The 18,906-nt window shown below is 63.5% G+C and carries 17 protein-coding genes, 1 tRNA gene and 2 riboswitches; of the genes, 6 read left to right on the forward strand and 12 right to left on the reverse strand.

All coding sequences use genetic code 11. The features are described 5' to 3' along the window. Position 1: 1 nt before the first annotated feature. The 6 genes from gcvPB to ACQ66M_RS03950 form a co-directional block, all read right to left on the reverse strand. The gene (gcvPB, locus tag ACQ66M_RS03925) at positions 2-1,573 is read right to left on the reverse strand and encodes an aminomethyl-transferring glycine dehydrogenase subunit GcvPB (RefSeq protein ID WP_350216219.1); all 1,572 of its coding nucleotides are present in this window, start codon (positions 1,571-1,573) and stop codon (positions 2-4) included. Beyond that, the gene (gene gcvPA / locus ACQ66M_RS03930; protein WP_430402034.1) at positions 1,573-2,916 is read right to left on the reverse strand and encodes an aminomethyl-transferring glycine dehydrogenase subunit GcvPA; all 1,344 of its coding nucleotides are present in this window, start codon (positions 2,914-2,916) and stop codon (positions 1,573-1,575) included. Before gcvPA ends, gcvPB begins: the two co-directional genes overlap by 1 nt. A gap of 78 nt (positions 2,917-2,994) precedes the next feature. Beyond that, on the reverse strand, positions 2,995-3,366 hold the full coding sequence (gene gcvH, locus ACQ66M_RS03935; protein ID WP_430402035.1) for a glycine cleavage system protein GcvH: 372 nt from the start codon (positions 3,364-3,366) through the stop codon (positions 2,995-2,997). A gap of 17 nt (positions 3,367-3,383) precedes the next feature. Further along, entirely contained in the window at positions 3,384-4,541 is a 1,158-nt protein-coding gene (gene gcvT / locus ACQ66M_RS03940; protein WP_350174180.1) for a glycine cleavage system aminomethyltransferase GcvT, read from the reverse strand. Positions 4,542-4,596: 55 nt separating this feature from the next. Beyond that, a riboswitch (glycine riboswitch) is annotated at positions 4,597-4,723 on the reverse strand. Position 4,724: 1 nt separating this feature from the next. After that, positions 4,725-4,816: riboswitch (glycine riboswitch) on the reverse strand. A gap of 44 nt (positions 4,817-4,860) precedes the next feature. Beyond that, positions 4,861-6,630 carry an arginine--tRNA ligase gene (gene argS / locus ACQ66M_RS03945; RefSeq protein WP_430402037.1) on the reverse strand — a complete coding sequence of 590 codons (1,770 nt, stop codon included), beginning with the start codon at positions 6,628-6,630 and terminating at the stop codon, positions 4,861-4,863. Positions 6,631-6,632: 2 nt separating this feature from the next. Beyond that, positions 6,633-7,190 (reverse strand): hypothetical protein, encoded by a 558-nt coding sequence (locus ACQ66M_RS03950; RefSeq protein ID WP_350174184.1) that lies wholly within the window; start codon positions 7,188-7,190, stop codon positions 6,633-6,635. A gap of 111 nt (positions 7,191-7,301) precedes the next feature. Here ACQ66M_RS03950 and ispH point away from each other — a divergent pair, with 111 nt between their 5' ends. After that, the gene (ispH, locus tag ACQ66M_RS03955) at positions 7,302-8,255 is read left to right on the forward strand and encodes a 4-hydroxy-3-methylbut-2-enyl diphosphate reductase (RefSeq protein ID WP_350174186.1); all 954 of its coding nucleotides are present in this window, start codon (positions 7,302-7,304) and stop codon (positions 8,253-8,255) included. 20 nt (positions 8,256-8,275) lie between these two features. On the opposite strand, the gene ACQ66M_RS03960 is transcribed toward ispH, so the two are convergent. Continuing rightward, positions 8,276-8,815 carry an NADPH-dependent FMN reductase gene (locus tag ACQ66M_RS03960; protein WP_350174188.1) on the reverse strand — a complete coding sequence of 180 codons (540 nt, stop codon included), beginning with the start codon at positions 8,813-8,815 and terminating at the stop codon, positions 8,276-8,278. Positions 8,816-8,969: 154 nt separating this feature from the next. On the opposite strand from ACQ66M_RS03960, the gene ACQ66M_RS03965 reads away from it, so the two are divergent. The 3 genes from ACQ66M_RS03965 to ACQ66M_RS03975 all read left to right on the forward strand — a co-directional run bounded on the left by ACQ66M_RS03965 (position 8,970) and on the right by ACQ66M_RS03975 (position 10,680). Further along, the gene (locus ACQ66M_RS03965; RefSeq protein WP_430402039.1) at positions 8,970-9,911 is read left to right on the forward strand and encodes a rhodanese-related sulfurtransferase; all 942 of its coding nucleotides are present in this window, start codon (positions 8,970-8,972) and stop codon (positions 9,909-9,911) included. After that, complete coding sequence (locus ACQ66M_RS03970) at positions 9,908-10,555, forward strand: glutathione S-transferase (protein ID WP_350174192.1); 648 nt, start codon at positions 9,908-9,910, stop codon at positions 10,553-10,555. The genes ACQ66M_RS03965 and ACQ66M_RS03970 overlap by 4 nt, the downstream gene beginning before the upstream one ends. A gap of 48 nt (positions 10,556-10,603) precedes the next feature. Beyond that, positions 10,604-10,680 (forward strand) — tRNA-Pro (locus tag ACQ66M_RS03975). Positions 10,681-10,697: 17 nt separating this feature from the next. Here the strand turns inward: ACQ66M_RS03975 and alaS are convergent. Both alaS and recA read right to left on the reverse strand, forming a co-directional pair. Continuing rightward, the gene (gene alaS / locus ACQ66M_RS03980) at positions 10,698-13,337 is read right to left on the reverse strand and encodes an alanine--tRNA ligase (RefSeq protein WP_430402041.1); all 2,640 of its coding nucleotides are present in this window, start codon (positions 13,335-13,337) and stop codon (positions 10,698-10,700) included. Positions 13,338-13,536: 199 nt separating this feature from the next. Continuing rightward, the gene (gene recA / locus ACQ66M_RS03985; protein ID WP_350174196.1) at positions 13,537-14,634 is read right to left on the reverse strand and encodes a recombinase RecA; all 1,098 of its coding nucleotides are present in this window, start codon (positions 14,632-14,634) and stop codon (positions 13,537-13,539) included. Positions 14,635-14,790: 156 nt separating this feature from the next. Between recA and ACQ66M_RS03990 the strand changes: the two genes are divergently transcribed. Both ACQ66M_RS03990 and ACQ66M_RS03995 read left to right on the forward strand, forming a co-directional pair. After that, a complete protein-coding gene (locus ACQ66M_RS03990) occupies positions 14,791-15,003 on the forward strand; it encodes a DUF2093 domain-containing protein (protein ID WP_430402043.1) in 213 nt (70 codons plus the stop codon). Further along, positions 15,000-15,896 (forward strand): M23 family metallopeptidase, encoded by an 897-nt coding sequence (locus tag ACQ66M_RS03995; protein WP_430402045.1) that lies wholly within the window; start codon positions 15,000-15,002, stop codon positions 15,894-15,896. The genes ACQ66M_RS03990 and ACQ66M_RS03995 overlap by 4 nt, the downstream gene beginning before the upstream one ends. A 6-nt stretch (positions 15,897-15,902) precedes the next feature. Here ACQ66M_RS03995 and ACQ66M_RS04000 read toward each other — a convergent pair whose 3' ends face one another. From ACQ66M_RS04000 to ACQ66M_RS04010, 3 genes are read right to left on the reverse strand one after another with little or no spacing between them, the layout of a single operon-like run. Then, entirely contained in the window at positions 15,903-17,069 is a 1,167-nt protein-coding gene (locus tag ACQ66M_RS04000) for a winged helix-turn-helix domain-containing protein (RefSeq protein ID WP_430402047.1), read from the reverse strand. Between the two features lie 8 nt (positions 17,070-17,077). Next, positions 17,078-18,049, reverse strand: coding sequence for a quinone oxidoreductase family protein (locus ACQ66M_RS04005; RefSeq protein ID WP_430402049.1), 972 nt, complete (start codon positions 18,047-18,049; stop codon positions 17,078-17,080). Beyond that, positions 18,050-18,826, reverse strand: a complete 777-nt coding sequence (locus ACQ66M_RS04010) for a TerC family protein (RefSeq protein WP_430402051.1) — start codon at positions 18,824-18,826, stop codon at positions 18,050-18,052. Between the last annotated feature and the right edge of the window lie 80 nt (positions 18,827-18,906).

The raw sequence follows: 18,906 nt of genomic DNA on the forward strand, positions 1-18,906 counted from the left end.
GCTATTCGGCGGCCACCTTGTCGGGCGCGTCGGGCGTCCACTTCAGAATCGGCTTGCGCGCCGCCCGCGTCTCGTCGAGGCGCCGGGCCGGGGCAAGGTAAGGCGCGCCCTTCAGGGTCTCGTCGCCCTGCGCCGCGCGCCGGGCAATCGATTCCAGCGACGCGCAGAAGCGGTCCAGCTCCGCCTTGCTCTCGGTCTCGGTCGGCTCGATCAGCATCGCGCCATGCACCACAAGCGGGAAATACATGGTCATCGGGTGATAGCCCTCGTCGATCAGCGCCTTGGCAATGTCCAGCGTCTCGATTCCCTCCGCCGTGAACGCATCGGAGAACAGCGCCTCATGCATGCAATAGCCCTCGAAGGCGGGCGTCATGACATGCTTCAGCCTGGCCGCGACATAGTTCGCGTTCAGCACGGCATCCTCGGCCACCTGTTTCAGCCCGTCGGCGCCATGGCTCAGGATATAGGCCAGCGCCCGCACGAACATGCCCATCTGGCCATGGAAGGCCACCATCCGGCCAAAGCTCTCGCTCGCCTCACCGTCCACGTCTTCCACGAGGCTGAACACACCGTCCTCATTCTTCACGACGAAGGGCACAGGCGCATAGGGCGCCAGCGCCTCTGACAGCACGGTCGGGCCAGAGCCCGGCCCACCGCCGCCATGCGGGGTGGAAAAGGTCTTGTGCAGGTTGATATGCATCGCATCGACGCCCAGGTCGCCCGGCCGCACGCGGCCCACGATGGCGTTGAAGTTCGCTCCGTCGCAATAGAAGTATCCGCCCGCCGCGTGAATCAGGTCGGCAATCTCCCTGATGTCGGTCTCGAACAGGCCGCACGTATTCGGATTGGTGAGCATGATGCCGGCAATGTCGTCAGTCTTTGCCAGCTTCGCCTTCAGGTCATCCATGTCGACCCGGCCACGCTTGTCAGCCTTGATCTCGTCGACGATGAAGCCGCACTGCACCGCCGTCGCCGGGTTGGTCCCGTGCGCCGATTCCGGCACCAGAACACGCGTGCGCGTCCCCTCCTCGCCGCGCGCTATCAGCGCCTGACGGATCGCCAGCATGCCGCACAGTTCGCCATGCGCGCCCGCCTTCGGGCTCATCGCCACGAAGGGCATGTTGGTCAGTGTTTTCAGCCAGGTCGCCAGTTCGTCGATCAGTTGCAGCGCCCCTTGCACGGTCGCCTGCGGCTGCATCGGGTGAATGTCGCCGAAGCCGGCCAGCCGAGCCATCTTCTCGTTGAGGCGCGGATTGTGCTTCATCGTGCAACTGCCGAGCGGGAAGAAACCGAGATCGATGGCATAGTTGCGCTGCGACAGGCGCATGTAATGGCGTACCATTTCCGGCTCCGACAGGCCCGGCAGGCCCGTCGGCACTTTCCGCGCGACGCCGCCAAGGCGGCCCGTCCGGTTCTGCGGCGCAGGCAGGTCCACGCCGGTCGTCTCTGCCGTTCCGATCTCGAAGATCAGGGACTCATGCTGCAAAAGGCCGCGCGAACCGGACACGGTCCCGATGGCAGAGAGGCCGGTCGATGTCGGCGCCGTGGGGCGGCCCTGATTGTTCATGGTCATCACACAATCTCCTTCAGCGCCGCGGCATAGGCGGCAATGTCTTCTGGCGTCGTGCACTCTGTCGCGGCGCAGATGATCACGTCGCCCATATGTTCGGCGGGGAACAGGCGGCTTGCCCGCACGCCGCCGACAACACCCGCCTCGTCCAGCATGGCCAGAACGGCCTCGGCATTCATCGGTGTACGGAACGCAAACTCGTTGAAGAAGCGCGGCGTCAATATTTCCACGCCCGGCACCGCCTCCAGCGCATCGGCGAGGTCACACGCCGCCTCATGATTCAGCAGCGCAAGGCCACGCAGGCCCTTGTCGCCCAGCAGCGTCATGTGCGCGGTGAAGGCCAGCGCGCAGAGCCCGGAATTGGTGCAGATATTCGATGTCGCCTTGTCACGGCGGATATGCTGTTCTCGCGTGGACAGCGTCAGCACGAAGCCGCGCTTGCCGTCAGCGTCAACGGTCTCACCGCAGAGGCGCCCGGGCATCTGGCGCACCAGTTTCTCCGTACACGCAAACAGGCCCACATAAGGCCCGCCAAAGCCGAGCGGCACGCCGATTGACTGGCCTTCGCCCACGGCAATGTCCGCGCCCATCTCGCCTGGCGGCGTCACGAGGCCCAGGCTGACCGCTTCGGTAAACACGGACACGAACAGCGCCTTCTTCGCGTGAGCTGCGTCGGCCACGCCAGACATGTCGGTCACCGTCCCGAACACGTTCGGGCTCTGCCCGATCACGCAGGCGGTTTCATCATCCACAGCGTCTGCCAGCGCCAGTTCGCCATCCACTGAGACCGGCAGGTGCACCGCCTCCAGCCCCTGTGCCTCGCACAGCAGCCTGGTTGCGGCCGCATAATGCGGATGCAGGCCGCCCGACAGGATCACTTTCTTACGGCGCGTCACGCGGCAGGCCATCACGGCCGCCTCCGCGCACGCCGTCGAGCCGTCATACATGGACGCATTGGCCACATCCATCGCGGTCAGCGCCGCCACCTGGGTCTGGAATTCGAACAGGGTCTGCAGCGTACCCTGCGCAATTTCCGGCTGGTAGGGCGTATAGGTTGTCAGAAATTCAGAGCGCTGGATCACCATGTCCACACTGGCGGGGATATGGTGCTTGTAAGCGCCGCAGCCGACAAAGAAGGGCCCTGATGAGGCCGACCGGTTCTTCGCGGCAAGATTCGAGAGATGCCGCTCGACGGCCAGCTCTCCCTGATGGTCGGGCAGGCCGGCGACCTTGCCGCCGAGGCGCGCGCCTTCCGGCACATCCGCATAAAATGCATCGACGCTTTTCGCGCCGATCTCTTTCAGCATGACCTTGCGGTCATCGTCCGTGAGGGGAAGGTAGCGCATGTTTCTCTCGTCTCTTTCTATCGGAACACCTCATCCTGGGCGAAGCCGGAGGATGAGCGCTGCGGGGCAGCAGATTGGCTAGAGGCCCTTGCAGAATTCAGTATAGGCGGCTTCGTCCATCAAGGCGTCCAGCTCTCCGGTGTCGGACAGTCTGATCGCGCAGAACCAGCCCTCGCCTTCGGGGCTCTCGTTCACGGTCTCCGGCGCCTCGGCGAGGGCGGCGTTCGCCTCCACCACTTCGCCGCTGACCGGTGCGTAGACATCGGACGCCGCCTTGACGCTCTCGACGACGGCCATGTCGTCGCCCTTCTTCACTATCTTGCCCACATCAGGCGTCTCGACAAACACGACATCGCCCAGCTGTTCGGCGGCATAGGCCGTGATACCCACCCGGCCAGCGTCGCCCTCGACGCTGATCCACTCATGGTCTTCTGTGTAATAGGTCGCCATGGGTCTCTCCCCTTTGTTTAGCGTTTGTAATTGTGCGGAACGAAAGGCAGCGCGACGACTTCGCCGGGCCGCGCCTTGCCGCGCACCATCAGATCCACTTTCGTGCCTGGCGCCGCATGGGCCGCCGCGACATAGCCCATCGCCACCGGATGATCGACCGATGGGCCAAAGCCGCCGGACGTCACCAGGCCAACCGCCTTGCCATCCACTTCAATCGCCGTGCCTTCGCGCGCCGGGGCCCGCTCCAGAGGGCGGATGCCCACGCGCTTCTCCGCCGGGCCGTCCTTCAGCGCCGCCAGGATGCGCGCCGCGCCAGGGAAATTGCCCGCCTCGCGCCGTTTCTTCTGGATCACCCATGCAAGGCCAGCCTCGACCGGATCGCGCGATCCATCCATGTCATGCCCATACAGGCACAGCCCCGCCTCAAGCCGCAGGCTGTCGCGCGCGCCAAGGCCGATCATCTCGACCCGCTCATCGGTCAGCATTTCGTCTATCAGCGGCAGGCCCGCCTCCGGCGCTACCAGAACCTCGAACCCGTCTTCGCCTGTATAGCCGCAGCGCGACACGATGCAGCGCGTCCCGCTGAGTTCGAACGGCATGTGGTGCATGAAGGCCAGCTCTTCGCAGCCGGGGAAGAAATCGCGCATCACGTCCACGGCGTCCGGCCCCTGAAGGGCAAACAGGATGCGGTCATCAGCGCGCGTCAGTACGGCCCTGCCTGCAAGCGCCGTCTCGAAAATCGCCCAGTCCTGTTCCTTCACCGCGCCATTGACGACAATATAGAGGCTGCCCTGCGCTTCATCGCCCAGCGGGCGCGTGATGATCAGGTCATCAAGAATGCCGCCCGCTTCGTTCAGCAGCACGGTCAGGCGCGCCTGCCCCTGCTTCAGCCCGGCAATGTCGCTCGGTACCAGGGTCTCGACCAGCGCCGCGATCTTCGCATGCGCCGCATCCCCGCCGCCAATGCCCTCGTCCAGCGACAGGAAGCACGGACCCATGTGAGAGACATCGAACAGGCCGGCATGCGTGCGCGTCCATTTATGCTCGTCCATCACGCCCATCGGGTACTGGACAGGCATTTCATAGCCGGCGAACGCCACCAGCTTTGCGCCGCGCGCCACATGCAGGTCGTAAAGCGGCGTGCGCTTCAGCGTCTCGGAGGGTTTGTCAGACATGGCGCCATCAATCCAAAGGGTGACGGATCGGCGCGAGGCCGAAATATCCGTCGCCCCCGCTGTCCTGGGCGCCTGAGAGATTCCGCCGCCTCTTCAGTCAACAACGCTCATCCTGAGCGAAGTTGAAGGACGAGCGCAGGCTTGCTCCTTCGGCGAGGCCTCACGGGCCTCTTTCCAGCGTGTTGACCCTGCCCGGTCCTTTTGCCTGAGCGTTTCCGGGGCGGTTGCGCCTTCGGCGGCAGCCTCGAAGGCTGCTCTCTCCCGGGACAGAGTTGAATTGGGTTTGGACTAGACCGGATTCGACGGCCCGGCAAGCAGGCTACATCCGCTCCGGCACATCAATGCCCAGAATCCCCAGCCCTGCCTCCAATTGGTGCAGCACTGCCGTCGCCAGCGCCAGACGGCTCGCCCGCAGCGCCGGATCGGCCTCATTCGCAATCGGCAGCGCACCATAGAAACCGCTGAACGCCTGGCTCAGGCCGAACACATGCTCGCACAGGATATGCGGCATCCGCTTCTCGCGCGCGCCCAGCAGGGCCGCGCCAAACCCGTCCAGCGCCAGCACGAGCGCCCGTTCGGCGTCATGGCCAACTGCAATCGCGCCCGGCGCATTGCCAACAGCCTCCGCCCGCCGCAGCAACGACTTGATCCGCACGGCGGCATACATCAGGTACGGCCCCGTCTTGCCCTCGAAACTGGTGAACCGGTCCAGATCGAACACGTAATTCGTCGTGCGCGTGTTCTGCAGGTCGGCAAAGCGCAGCGCCGCCACCGCCACGGCCCGCGCCACATTCGCCCGCTCGTCCGGCCCCATGTCGCCCGGCAGGTTCGCCGCGCCCAGCTTGCGCTCGGCCTCCTCGAACGCCATCGTGTTCAGGTCCGCCAGCCGCAGCACGCCGCCTTCGCGCGTCTTGAAGGGCTTGCCGTCCGGCCCGTTCACCGTGCCAAAGCCGATATGCTCCATATGGCCTTCGTCGATCAGGCCAGCCAGTTCGGCCGCCCGGAACACCTGCTCGAAATGCAGCGCCTGGCGCTGGTCGACGACATAGAGCATCCGCTCCGGCGTCGGGTGCATGTGCGCCATCCGGTCTGCAATCGTCGCAAGATCGGTCGTGTGATACCCCGTCCCGCCGCGCGAATTCAGCAGCATGACCGGCGGCATTTCCTTCTTGTCGCTGTCGCGCGCCACATGCACGATCAGTGCGCCGTCGCTCTCCTCGGCAAGCCCGGCCTCGCGAAACTGCTCGATCACGCCCGGAATCAGATGGTCGACATCGCTCTCACCCTTCCACAGATCGAACGAGACATTCAGGAACGCATAATCCACTTTCAGCGCCGCCACCGACACATGGATGAAATGCTTTAGCAGCGCGCGATAGCCCGCCCGGCCCGCCTGCAGCTCCGCCACGGCATTCTGGGACCGCTGGTTGCGCGCCGGGTCGTCCTTCGCCTTGGCGGAGGCTGCCGGATAGAGCCGCCCGAGATCCTCGATCGTGACCGGCGGCGCATCGGGATAGGGCCCGCAATAGCTTTCGTCGAAATAGACCAGGCCTGGCTGTTCATCACACAGCTCCGTGACGAGGTGCCCCATCTGCAGGCCCCAGTCGCCAAGGTGCGTATCCGACGTCACCTCATCTCCGAGAAACCGCAGCAACCGCTGCAGCGTGTCGCCGATCACGGCCGAGCGCAGATGGCCGACATGCATGGGCTTGGCCACGTTCGGCCCGCCAAAGTCGATCACGGTCACATGCGGGTCCGGCGCCGGTTCGGCCCCCGCCTTCGCATCGGCCAGAATGTCCGTGGCGCGCGCCGACAGGGCTGCGTCCGACACACGTATATTTATGAACCCCGGCCCGGCAGCCTCTGCCGACAGGACCATCGGATAGGCTTTCAGCATCTCTGCCACCGCCGCGCCAATCTCTCGCGGGTTCTTGCCGGCCGCCTTGGCCGCGCCCATCGCGCCATTGCACTGGAAATCAGCGAGTTCGGGCTTGTCTGACCGGCGCACCTGGCCCCACCTGGCCTCCATGCCCATGGCCTCAAAGGCCGCCGATGCGGCCGCCGTCAGGTCTCGGATCAGGCTGCTCATGCTTACTGTTCGGCGTTGAGGAGGAAGCGTTTGCCCGCACGGGTGAATTCCAGCTGCTCCGGAGTCAGGTCAAAACCGACAAGGATTTCGAAGTTCGAACCGGCAATCGACTCGTCCAGCCGCGGAATCTCGATCCGGGCGATCGATTCCGTCCTGCCATCCAGTTTCCGACCGTTGAAATCAGCCTCGACAGTGAAATATTCCTTGCCCAGCACCTTGCCGTTGCGGCGTGTCACTGCGACGAAATACGGGTAGGCATGCGTGTCGCTGCGCGCGGAATCGCCCTTGCCGAAGGCAAAATCAATTTCCATCTGCGCCACAAGCGGGTCGCCGCCCGCATAGCGGCAGAACATGCGAACATCCACGATTTCGGCCGTATAGGTGATGTTCGGATAGGTCTCGTCCGTGCCCTCGGCAAATGCCACATAGCGCGCAACGTCATAGACCGAGCCGACCGGCGGGCATGGGCCGGCATTCTGGCGGGTATCGAATGCATCGGCGACCCGGGACTGGCATCCGACGAGCAGCGCCGCCGCGAAAAGTGTAACAAGTATGCGCATGCGTCGGCGTGTCCTTCTTGGCCTGCAGAAAAGGCCTGTCCATCTGTAGCTGGAGATGTGTTAAAGGGCTGCGCGCCTTGGCGCAATGTTGCAGAGGCAGGAGATCATTAAATGACTGACAGGGCCGCCCTGACGATACGGCTTGCTGCACCGCGCGGATTCTGCGCCGGGGTCGATCGCGCCATCCAGATTGTCGAGGAAGCGCTGAAGAAATGGGGCGCCCCGGTCTATGTGCGCCACGAGATCGTCCACAATGCCCATGTCGTCAGCCGCCTCGAGGCCATGGGCGCTGTTTTCGTTGAAGAACTTGACGAATGCCCGACGGATCGCCCGGTCATTTTTTCCGCCCATGGCGTACCCAAATCCGTGCCTGCCGAGGCATCTGCCCGCCAGATGATCTATGTCGACGCCACGTGCCCGCTCGTCTCCAAGGTCCATGTCGAGGCTGAGCGCCACCACAATGAGGGCCGCGAGATTGTCCTGATCGGCCATGCCGGTCACCCGGAAGTCATCGGTACGATGGGCCAGCTTCCCGGCGGTGGAATCACCCTGATCGAGACGGTCGCCGACGCTGAACGCTTCGTCCCGAAAGACCCCGAAAACCTCGCCTTCGTGACTCAGACCACGCTGTCGGTGGATGATACGGCCGAGATTGTTGCCATCCTGCAGTCTCGCTTCCCCGCCATGTCGGCCCCTCACAAGGAAGACATCTGCTACGCCACGACCAACCGGCAGGACGCCGTGAAAGTCCTCGCGCCCGGCGCAGGGCTCGTCCTCGTCATCGGCGCGGGCACCAGCTCCAATTCCGTGCGCCTGGTCGAGGTCGCCCTGCGGGCTGGCGCCGCCCGCGCCGAGCTTGTCGCCAGCGCCGAGAATATCGACTGGTCATGGTTTGACGGCGTCACCACGCTCGGCCTGACCGCCGGCGCCAGCGCCCCGGAAGACCTCGTCCAGGGCGTTATCGACGCCTGCCGCGACCGCTTCGATGTCACGCTCGACAGTATCGAAACGGCCCGCGAAACCGTCACTTTCAAACTCCCCCGCATCCTCGCCGATCCGGCCTGAACGGACTCACGTGTCCGGGGTCACGGCCCGGCAAAGGCTGCAAAACCGGCCACGAATTCACTCAGCCTCTCCCGCGTCGACTCGTCTGTCAGATTGCCTTCGGCGTCGAACTGGTCGCCCGCCCGCGACACCATCAGCCGCCCCTCCAGCCAGGGCCGCATGCCCAGTGTACGAATAACCGGCAGCCAGTGGTTCTGGCCGAGGATGGTGCCAAACCCGCCGGGCGAGGCGCCGATGATCGCCACAGGCTTTCCGCCGAACACGTTCGGGCCGCGTGACGCCCAGTCGATAGCGTTCTTGAACACGCCCGGCACGCCATTATTGTATTCCGGCGTCACCAGAAGCAGGCCGTCCGTCCGCTTGATCGCGTCCTTGAATGCATTCACCGCCTCGGGCAGGCCGTTCGCCGCCTCTTCGTCGCCATCATAGAGCGGAATGCCATGCAGGGTCATGCCAGTCAGGGACACGCCATCGGGCGCCTCCTGCTCTGCCGCCCGCATCAGCCCGGTATTGAACGACGCTTTCCGCAGGCTCCCGGAAATGGCGAGAATATGGGTCATGGGCGAAAGTCTCCTGATCAGCGTTCCACACTGTCTACTCCCAACAACCTCCTGAGCCCACCCTCGGTTATGGACTGCTACCTGACGCCCTCACAGGCTGTGCACGTGCAACCCCGTATTCAAATCCCTGTCATGATCTGCCATAAGCGCGGCCATGACTTATCGCGTTGCCGCCTTTTACAAATTCTTCGCCCTGCCGGACTTTGAAGCCCGTCGGGCACCGCTGGCCGAAACGCTGGGCGCTGCGGGCGTCCAGGGCACCGTCCTGCTCGCCGCCGAAGGCGTGAATGGCACCATTGCTGGCACGTCCGAGGCCATCGCCGCCGCCCTCGCCGCGCTGCGCGCCCTGCCTGGCTGCGAAACACTGGAAGCGAAATTCGCCGAAGCCGATGAGATGCCCTTCCTGCGCCTGAAAGTGCGCCTGAAGCGCGAGATCGTCTCCATGGGCGTGCCTGGCACGGACCCCAACGCCATTGTCGGCACCTATGTCGCGCCCGCGGCCTGGAACGCCCTGATCACCGATCCGGACACAGTCCTCATCGACACGCGCAACGATTATGAAGTCGCCATCGGCACGTTCGAAGGCGCCATTGACCCGAACACGAAATCCTTCCGCGAATTCCCGGACTGGTTCCGCGCCTTCCGCGAAAGGCTCGAAGCCGAAGGCCGCAAGCCGAAAGTCGCCATGTTCTGCACCGGCGGCATCCGCTGTGAAAAGGCGACCAGTTTCGTCAAGGCCGAAGGCATTGATGATGTCTTCCACCTTGAGGGCGGCATCCTGAAATACCTCGAAACCGTGCCCGAACCGGAGAGCCTCTGGCGCGGCGAATGCTTCGTCTTCGACGAGCGCGTTTCGGTTCGCCACGATCTCACCCCCGGCTCCTATGATATGTGCCATGCCTGCAAGCGCCCGCTATCGGAAGCCGACATGCAGCATGCTTCCTACGAGCCCGGCGTGTCCTGCCCCCACTGCATCAGCGAAATGACAGACGAACAACGCGCCCGCTTTGCCGAACGCCAGAAGCAGATCGACCTCGCAAAAGCGCGGGGCAAGAAACACATGGGCCCGGAGGCACGCCGGAGCGAGGACGCATGAGCCTGCCCGTGCTCTACTCTTTCCGCCGCTGTCCCTATGCCATGCGCGCGCGCCTCGCCCTCGCGGCCAGCGGCGCCGCCATCCGCGTCCGCGAAGTCGTGCTGCGCGACAAGCCGGCCGACATGCTTGCCGCCAGCCCGAAAGGCACCGTCCCGGTCCTCGTCCTTTCCGAAGGCGCGGTGATCGATGAAAGCCTCGACATCATGCACTGGGCGCTCGCCCGGACCGATCCCGAAAACTGGCTCGGCAGCGACCCGGCCGAAACCGCAGCGCTGATCGCCAAATGCGACGGCCCGTTCAAGCATGCGTTGGACCGCTACAAATACCCGAACCGCTATGACGGTGTGGACCCGCTCGCCCAGCGCGCCGCCGGCCTCGCGATCCTGCAGCAATGGGACACCCGAATCGCTGCCTCAGGCGGCCAGTTCCTCGCCCCTCACCGCACCCTGGCGGACATGGCCATCTTCCCCTTCGTGCGCCAGTTTGCGGCGACCGATCGCGACTGGTTTGCCGCGCAGGACCTGCCCGCGCTACAGGCCTGGCTCGCCGGTCATCTTGCCAGCCCGCTGTTCCGATCGGTCATGACCAAGCATGCCCAATGGCATCCCGGTGCCGCAGAGCCCCTGCTGGCACAGGCCATCTGACCCCCTTGAAAAATTCTGCGGGAAGCGTAGATACGGCGACCTTCGGTTCGGAGTGTGGCTCAGCCTGGTAGAGCACTGCCTTCGGGAGGCAGGGGTCGGAGGTTCAAATCCTCTCACTCCGACCATTCACCCATCAGAACAATTACCCGGCCAGCACGGCCCGCACGGCCGCCAGCGCCTCGTCTGCCTTGCCCGCATCCGGCCCGCCGGCCTGCGCCATGTCAGGCCGGCCGCCGCCGCCCTGACCGCCAAGCGCGGCTGCGGCCGCCTTGACCAGGTCGACAGCCGAATATGTCGCCGTCAGATCCGCCGTCACGCCAACCGCCACGCCCGCCTTGCCATCCGCAACGCCAACAAAGACCACAACGCCCGAGCCGATTTTCGCCTTGGCTTCATCGACCAGCGCGCGCAAATCCTTGCCGCCAACACCTTCTGCCACGCGCGCGATCAGGTTCACGCCATTGATCATCTCCGGCCCAGCTGGCGCACTCCCGCCGCCGCCCATGGCGAGCTTGCGCTTGGCGTCGGCCAGCTCTTTCTCGAGAGCGCGGCGTTCTTCGGTCAGAACGCCAACTTTGCGCGGCACATCCTTCAGCGGCACTTTCAGGCTTTCGGCCAGGTCCTCAGCAATCCGCGCACGGCCTTTCAGATAGGCCAGCGCCTCTGCACCGGTTGCCGCCTCGATCCGGCGCACGCCCGCTGAAACACCCCCTTCGGACGTGATCACAAACACGGCAATATCGCCCGTCCGCTCGACATGAATGCCGCCGCAAAGCTCGACCGAATAGGCCTTTCCATCTGCTTGACCCATCGAGAGCACACGCACTTCGTCACCATATTTCTCACCGAACAGGGCAAGCGCCCCGGCTTCGATGGCCTTCTCGGGCGTGGTAACCCTGATCTCCGCAGCCGCGTTCTGCCTGATCACGGCATTTACCTGATCCTCGATGGCTTCCAGCTGCGCTGCCGTCACTGGCGCGCCATGCGCAAAGTCAAACCGCAAACGGTCTGCTTCGACCAGCGACCCCTTCTGCGTGACATGTTCGCCGAGCACATTGCGCAGGGCGGCGTGAAGCAGGTGGGTCGCCGAATGGTTTGCCATCACCGCAAGCCGGCGCGTCGCATCGACATGCAGCTGCGCTGTGGCGCCCAGCCTCGCCGATCCGCTGACAAGCTCACCGACATGGACATGCACATCCCCGGCGCGCTTTTGCACGTCGCGCACGATGAAACGCGCGCCGCCCTCGAATGAGATTTCGCCATGGTCGCCGGCCTGGCCGCCGCTCTCGGCATAGAACGGCGTCGCATCGAAAACGAGTTCAGCGGCACCGGGCGCAAGTGTATCGACAAGCTTGCCGCCCGTCGCGATCGCGACCAGCTTGCCTTTGCCTTCGGTGGCGGCATAGCCGCCGAACCGGGTTGCGCCGGACGTGTCGCGAACGGAAAACCAGATGTCTTCGGTGGCTGCATCCCCCGACGAGAACCCGGCGCTGCGCGAGCCTTCGCGCTGCACATCCATCGCTGCATCGAAGCCCTCTGTATCGACCGACATGCCGCGCGCGCGCAGGATGTCCTGTGTCAGGTCGAGCGGGAAGCCGAACGTGTCATACAGGCGGAAAGCCGTGTCGCCGGCGAGCGCATCTCCTGCGCCAAGGCCGGCCGTCGCTTCGTCCAGTAGCGAAAGGCCACGCCCCAGCGTCCTCTGGAACCGGGACTCTTCCTGTTCCAGTGCGGATTCAATCGCTGCCTTTGCCCGGCCGAGTTCTGGATAGGCCTTGCCCATTTCACCAATGAGCGCTGGCGTGAGGCGGTGCATCATCGGCTCACGCGCGCCGAGCAGGTGACCGTGGCGCATGGCCCGACGCATGATGCGGCGCAACACGTAACCGCGTCCCTCATTGGACGGCAGCACGCCGTCCGCGATGAGAAAGGCCGAGGTGCGCAAATGGTCGGCAATCACGCGGAACGACGCGAGATGGTCACCTGCGGCCTTCGCGCCATACAGGTCCTCTTCCGCCTTGATGAGGTTTGCGAAGAGATCGATCTCGTAATTGTTGTGCACGCCCTGGAGCACGGCTGCGATCCGCTCCAGGCCCATGCCGGTATCGATTGACGGCTTGGGCAAGGGCTTGCGCGTACCATCGGCCGACTGGTCGAACTGCATGAAGACCAGGTTCCAGATTTCAATGAACCGGTCGCCGTCCTCCTCCGGGCTGCCGGGAGGGCCGCCCGCAATCTTGTCGCCATGATCGTAGAAGATTTCTGAACAGGGCCCGCACGGGCCGGTATCGCCCATCGACCAGAAATTGTCGGACGTGCCGATGCGGATGATGCGGTCATCGGGCAGGCCGGCAATCTTCTTCCAGAGGGCCGCCGCCTCGTCATCTTCGGCATAGACCGTGACGAGGAGGCGCTTGGGATCAAGACCGAACTCCTTCGTGACCAGGTCCCAGCCATAATGGATCGCCTGTTCCTTGAAATAGTCTCCGAACGAAAAGTTGCCGAGCATTTCGAAGAACGTGTGGTGACGGGCCGTGTAGCCGACATTGTCGAGGTCATTATGCTTGCCCCCCGCCCGGACGCATTTCTGCGACGTGGTCGCACGCGGGGCAACCGGCGTCTCCGCACCGGTAAATATGTTCTTGAATGGCACCATGCCGGCATTCACGAACAGGAGTGTCGGATCGTTCTGCGGCACCAGCGGCGCTGACGATTGCCGTGCATGCCCCCGCGTCTCGAAGAAGGAGAGGAAAGCTTCGCGGATATCGTTGACGCCGTTCATGGGCAGTGTCCTAGCCGAAATAATTCATGTGCGGCGAGGTCAGTCCCACGCCGGCTCCAATCGGCGATATAAAGGTCCCTTTGCGGCGCGCCAAGCCGGGTGCGCCACAAAGGGACAAGTTCAGGTGAGAGACCTGACTGCAAACTGCTTGCCCAACGCCCCCTTTTCCGGGCCGTCCGGGCCGGAAAAGGGGAATCGGTCAGCCTTCGGCGGCATCCGGTTCGGCATCGTCATCTGCACCAGCTTCCATGCCGGCCGTCAGGAGTTCGTCGGCAAGAAGGCCTGCATTCCGGCGAATCAGATCTTCGATCTCATCGGCAATGGCCGGGTTCTCCTTGAGGAAGGTCCGTGTCTTTTCACGTCCCTGTCCCATGCGTTCGCCCTTGTAGGAATACCAGGAGCCGGACTTCTCGACGACTTCAGCCTTGACCCCGAGATCAATCAACTCGCCGGTCTTGGAAATGCCTTCGCCATAGATGATGTCGAATTCGACCTGCCGGAAAGGCGGAGCCACCTTGTTCTTGACTACCTTGACGCGGGTCTGGTTGCCAATGACTTCGTCACGTTCCTTGATCTGGCCGATCCGTCGAATATCAAGCCGGACAGAGGCGTAGAATTTCAGCGCATTGCCGCCCGATGTCGTTTCCGGGCTGCCGAACATGACACCGATCTTCATGCGAATCTGGTTGATGAAAATGACGGTACATTTCGATTTCGAGATCGAGCCGGTGAGCTTGCGCAATGCCTGGCTCATCAGGCGCGCCTGAAGACCCGGAAGGGAATCGCCCATCTCGCCCTCAAGTTCGGCCCGCGGTGTAAGGGCCGCCACCGAGTCGATAACCAGCAGTTCCACTGCGCCGGAGCGTACCAGCGTGTCGGCAATCTCGAGCGCCTGTTCACCTGTATCAGGTTGCGAAATCAGGAGATCATCAAGATCGACACCCAGCTTGCCTGCATAGACCGGATCAAGCGCGTGCTCCGCGTCGATAAAGGCACATACGCCGCCATTTTTCTGCGCTTCTGCAACGCAATGGAGGGCCAGCGTCGTCTTGCCCGAGCTTTCCGGACCATAGACTTCGATAATCCGCCCGCGCGGAATGCCGCCAATGCCCAATGCGATGTCGAGCCCCAGCGATCCTGTCGAAACCGCCTCGATATCCATGACCTTGCGGTCGCCAAGGCGCATGACCGAGCCCTTGCCGAAAGACCGTTCAATATTGCTTAGAGCCGTTTCAAGAGCCTTCTGCTTATCCACACCGGATTCCTTATCCACTAGTTGAAGCGCTGGTTTGGCCATGAGTCGTCTCCTTAGGTCCACTATGGGGGTCAGTTTGGCAAGGCCCCCTATTGCCGTCCATGTTCCGCATGTACCATGTTTGTTCTGGAGAACAAAGCAGAAACTTCCTGTTTGCTGAGTCTTTTCTTTTTCCCCTTCATCGGGCATGGTGGGGCAATGTTGACACGATCCGACCGCCAAGCGGGCGAAGCACGCCTTCGCTACCTCGACGCAGATATCCAGGTGCTTTCGCCGGGTGATTTTGTTGTGTGTGCCGTCACAGGCCGCAAAATCCCGCTCCAGGCCCTGCGCTACTGGAGCGTCGACCTGCAGGAAGCCTATTGGGACGCCGCCGCTGCCGGCACCCGCATGGTGTCCGCAAAGGGATGATCCTGCGCGAAATCCTGCTCGCCGTCGTGATGTGCGCGGGCGCCTGCGCGCAAGTGCCCACAACCGACACCGTTTCCACCGCCGAACCGGTAATGCCCACCTGCGACGGCGCACTCACCCAGGGCGGACTTGTCATCTGCCGTGCCGCGCCGGGCGAAACGATCACGGTGGCGGGCGTCAGGCAGATTGTGGATTCCACCGGCACGGCCCAGTTCGGCATCAGCACGACAGCGCCATCCGTCATCGGCTGGTCAGCCTCCGGCGGGGCGTTCGGCGACCTCGCCATCGCCCCGCGCAAGGATGAATTCCGCACCATCAAAGGCTTTGACTGCGACAAGGTGGATGCCCGTTCGCCTGAACAGAAGGCCCATGCCGCGCGCAGCTGGAAGATCAAGCAGGACGCATTCGCCAGCCTGAATCCGGGCGCCGGCGCCCTCAAGGGATTCATCAAGCCGTCCAACGCGCCCACATCCTCGCCGTTCGGCCCGACGCGGAAATATATCGGCGTGTCGAAAGTCACAGGAAAGCCCTGCGAATCCACATCGGTCCATCGCGGCTACGACATGGCCGCCCCGGTCGGCACGCCCGTCATCGCCCCTGCCGATGGCACGGTCATCCTCGCCGACCCGGACCTCTATTATGAAGGCGGCACTGTTTTCCTTGATCATGGCCAGGGCCTCACATCAGTCTTCATGCACCTTTCTGAAGTCGCGGTGACACCCGGCGACACTGTGAAGCGCGGCGACCTGCTGGCGAAAACCGGCAATACCGGCCGCACCACCGGCCCGCACCTGCACTGGGCCGTCAAATGGCGCAACATTGCGAGCCCGGACCGCAGCGGAGACTTCTATATTGACCCGGCCTTGCTGCTGGACCTGCCCGTCTCGGACTGAGCCCTTTCAGGCAGCGAGCCAGATCACGTCGCGCGCGCCCACGAACCTCGCCAGCCGCCCAAGTTCCGCCTCCAGTTTCGCCTGCCGGGCCTGCGTCCATCTCACGCCGGGTTCCGGCCACAGCGCATGCACACTCAGTTCGCCCTTTTCGCGGTCTGACTTGACCTCAATGCGCCCGACGAACCGGTCACCCTCGAGCAGCGGATAGACATAGTATCCCCACTGCCGCTTCGCCGCCGGCACGAAGATCTCTATCCGGTAATCAAAGCCGAACAGACGTGTCAGGCGGTTGCGGTCTCGGATCACCGGATCAAACGGATTGAGGATACGCAGGCGCGATGTGGGCGCGGGCGCAGCCGCCAGCCGCACTTCGATGTCCGCCAGCGCCAAAGCGACATGCCATGCACCGCCCGCCGACTCGATCTCCACCGGCACCAGTTCACCGGCATTGGCCGCCGCCCAGGCCTTTACCTCTGACAGGTCTGCCGCTGCCCAGAAGCGCTGCACATCGCCCTCTGTACCGAAGGCCAGCCGGGATAGCGCCGCGCGGCACAGCCAGTCCACCTGCGTTTCGTCGCTGTGGTCCACATTGCGGAAGTGCTGCGGAATCACGCGATGGGTCAGGTCGTAGTATTTCGTGAAGTTCTCCCGGTGCGAGGTCGACAGCTCTCCGGCATACCACATGTAATCGAGCGCCAGTTTGTGCGGCGGCCGGCGCCACATTTCGCGCTTGCCTTCGATTTTCGTATCGAACGCCTTGGTGGACAGCGGCCCTTCGGCTGCAATGCGCGCGCAGATCCCGGCCCGTCCGGCTTCGTCCAGCATGCCGCGATGCCATTCCCAGCCGCGCACCTTCGCCTCGAGCCGCCGGAACTGGCGGCGCCACATGGGATAGAAATCCATTGGGATCAGAGAGGCATCATGCGTGAAATGCTCGAACACATGCCGGTCGCGCGCCAGGCATTTTTCCAGCATCTTCTCGCGGAAATTCTGGTTGCGGCTCCACAGGATGTGATCGTGCGCCCGCGCCACGACGCGGATCGTGTCGAGCTGGACAAAGCCCAGCCGGCGGATGATGTCGGCCAGATCCAGAGGGCCTGTGGGCGCCGCGGACAGGAGCTGGGCATCCAGCCAGAGGCGCCGTGCATCCCGATTGGATATCCTGAGAGCCACGACCCGCCTCAGGGCACCAGAATGGTGGCGCCAGTCGTCGTCCCGCTTTCCAGCGCCCGATGCGCCTCTCCGGCATCTTCCAGTGCGAAGCGTTGGCCGATATCCGCCTTCAGCGTGCCGTCTTTGAGCGCTGCGAATAAAAGGCCTGCCCCTCGTGCGAGGGCCTCGGGCGTATCAATGAAATGGAACAGGCCTGGCCGTGTCATGACGAGCGATCCGCCAGCCGAAAGGCGCGCGGGAGGAATCGGGTCAACCGGCCCTGACGCGTTGCCATAGGACACAAACCAGCCGCGCTTCTTCAGGCTGGCAAGCGAGGCCTCGGCGCTGATCTTGCCGACACTGTCGAGCGCCACCTCAACACCTTCGCCATCTGTCAGGGCCTTCACCTGCGCGGCGACATTGTCATAGCCCACGATCACATCGCTGGCCCCGGCGGCGCGGGCCATGGCGGCTTTTTTCTCTGACGATGTGACGGCAATCACCCGCGTGCCGAGGCTGACCGCCCAGGGCACGAGCAGGCTGCCCACACCGCCAACAGGCGCCCACACCAGCAGCGTCTCGCCTTTCCTGATCGGGCGGATTTCAAATAGCAGCATCCAGGCCGTCAGCCCCTTCAGCATGACGGCTGCGGCATCCTCGTCACTCACACCGTCCGGCAAGGCCAGCAGTCTGTCAGCGGGCAGAGTCACATGCGTTGCATAGGTGCCTGATGCGACATAGCCGACGCGGTCGCCCACCTTCAAACTGGTCACACCCTCGCCTACAGCCTCAACGAGGCCTGCCCCCTCACCACCGGGTGTGAAGGGGAATTTGGCCGGATAGAGCCCGGTCCGGAAATATGTGTCGATGAAGTTGAGCCCCACCGCCGACTGGCGCACCAGCGCCTGGCCGGGGCCGGGTTGTTTCAGGTCCAGCGGCTCCTTTTTCAGGACTTCGGGACCGCCTGTTTCGTGGATGCGGATGGCATAGGGATCTGACATTCAATGGGCTCCTGTCTTGCGCTTGCTGCCCTTGGCGCGAATGTTCAAGAGTTCGACGCCGAGCGAGAAAGCGATGGCGAAATAGAGATAGCCGCGCGGAATGTGGAATCCGAGACCGTCAGCCACAAGCGCCACACCGACCAGAAGGATGAAGGCAAGCGCCAGCATCTTGGTTGTTGGATGCTCGCCGATGAACTTTGCCAGCGGATCGGCAGCAAAGGCCATGACAATGGTCGACAGCACGACTGCCGTCACCATGACGACAATATCATCGGTCATGCCGACAGCCGTGATCACGCTGTCGAGCGAGAAGACGAAGTTGATGATAAAAAGCTGGATGACAACCGCGGTAAAGCCACTCTTGGCGCCGGCTTCAATATGGCCCGTGCCTTCAACGGCCGCATGGATTTCCTGCGTGCCTTTCCACAGCAGGAAAAGGCCGCCTGCCAGAAGGATCAGGTCTTTCACCGTGACGTCCTCGACATGATGCATCACGGCCTCGTCCCCGCCGGACGCGAAGACAGCCAGCCAGTGGGGCATCTGGAACAGGGCGTTCTTGTCGAGATTGATGATCACGAAGATCAGACCAAGCATCGCGATGCGCAGGAACATTGCGCCCCAGATGCCGATACGGGTGGCCTTCTCTTTCTGCTCGCCCTGCAATTTCCCGGTGGCGATGGAAATGAAGAGCAGGTTGTCGATCCCGAGGACCACTTCGAGGAAGGTCAGGGTCGCGAGACTGCCCCAGAAGGCGGGAGACGAAAGGAATTCAAGCATGGCGGGATACATCCTGTTGGCGGGGGGCGGCCAGACGCCACTGAAGCTGACGCAGGGGTGGATAGCAAGACCGACTCGCG

Origin of the sequence: Hyphomonas sp. (assembly GCF_965284475.1) — a bacterium.
GTDB lineage: Bacteria > Pseudomonadota > Alphaproteobacteria > Caulobacterales > Hyphomonadaceae > Hyphomonas.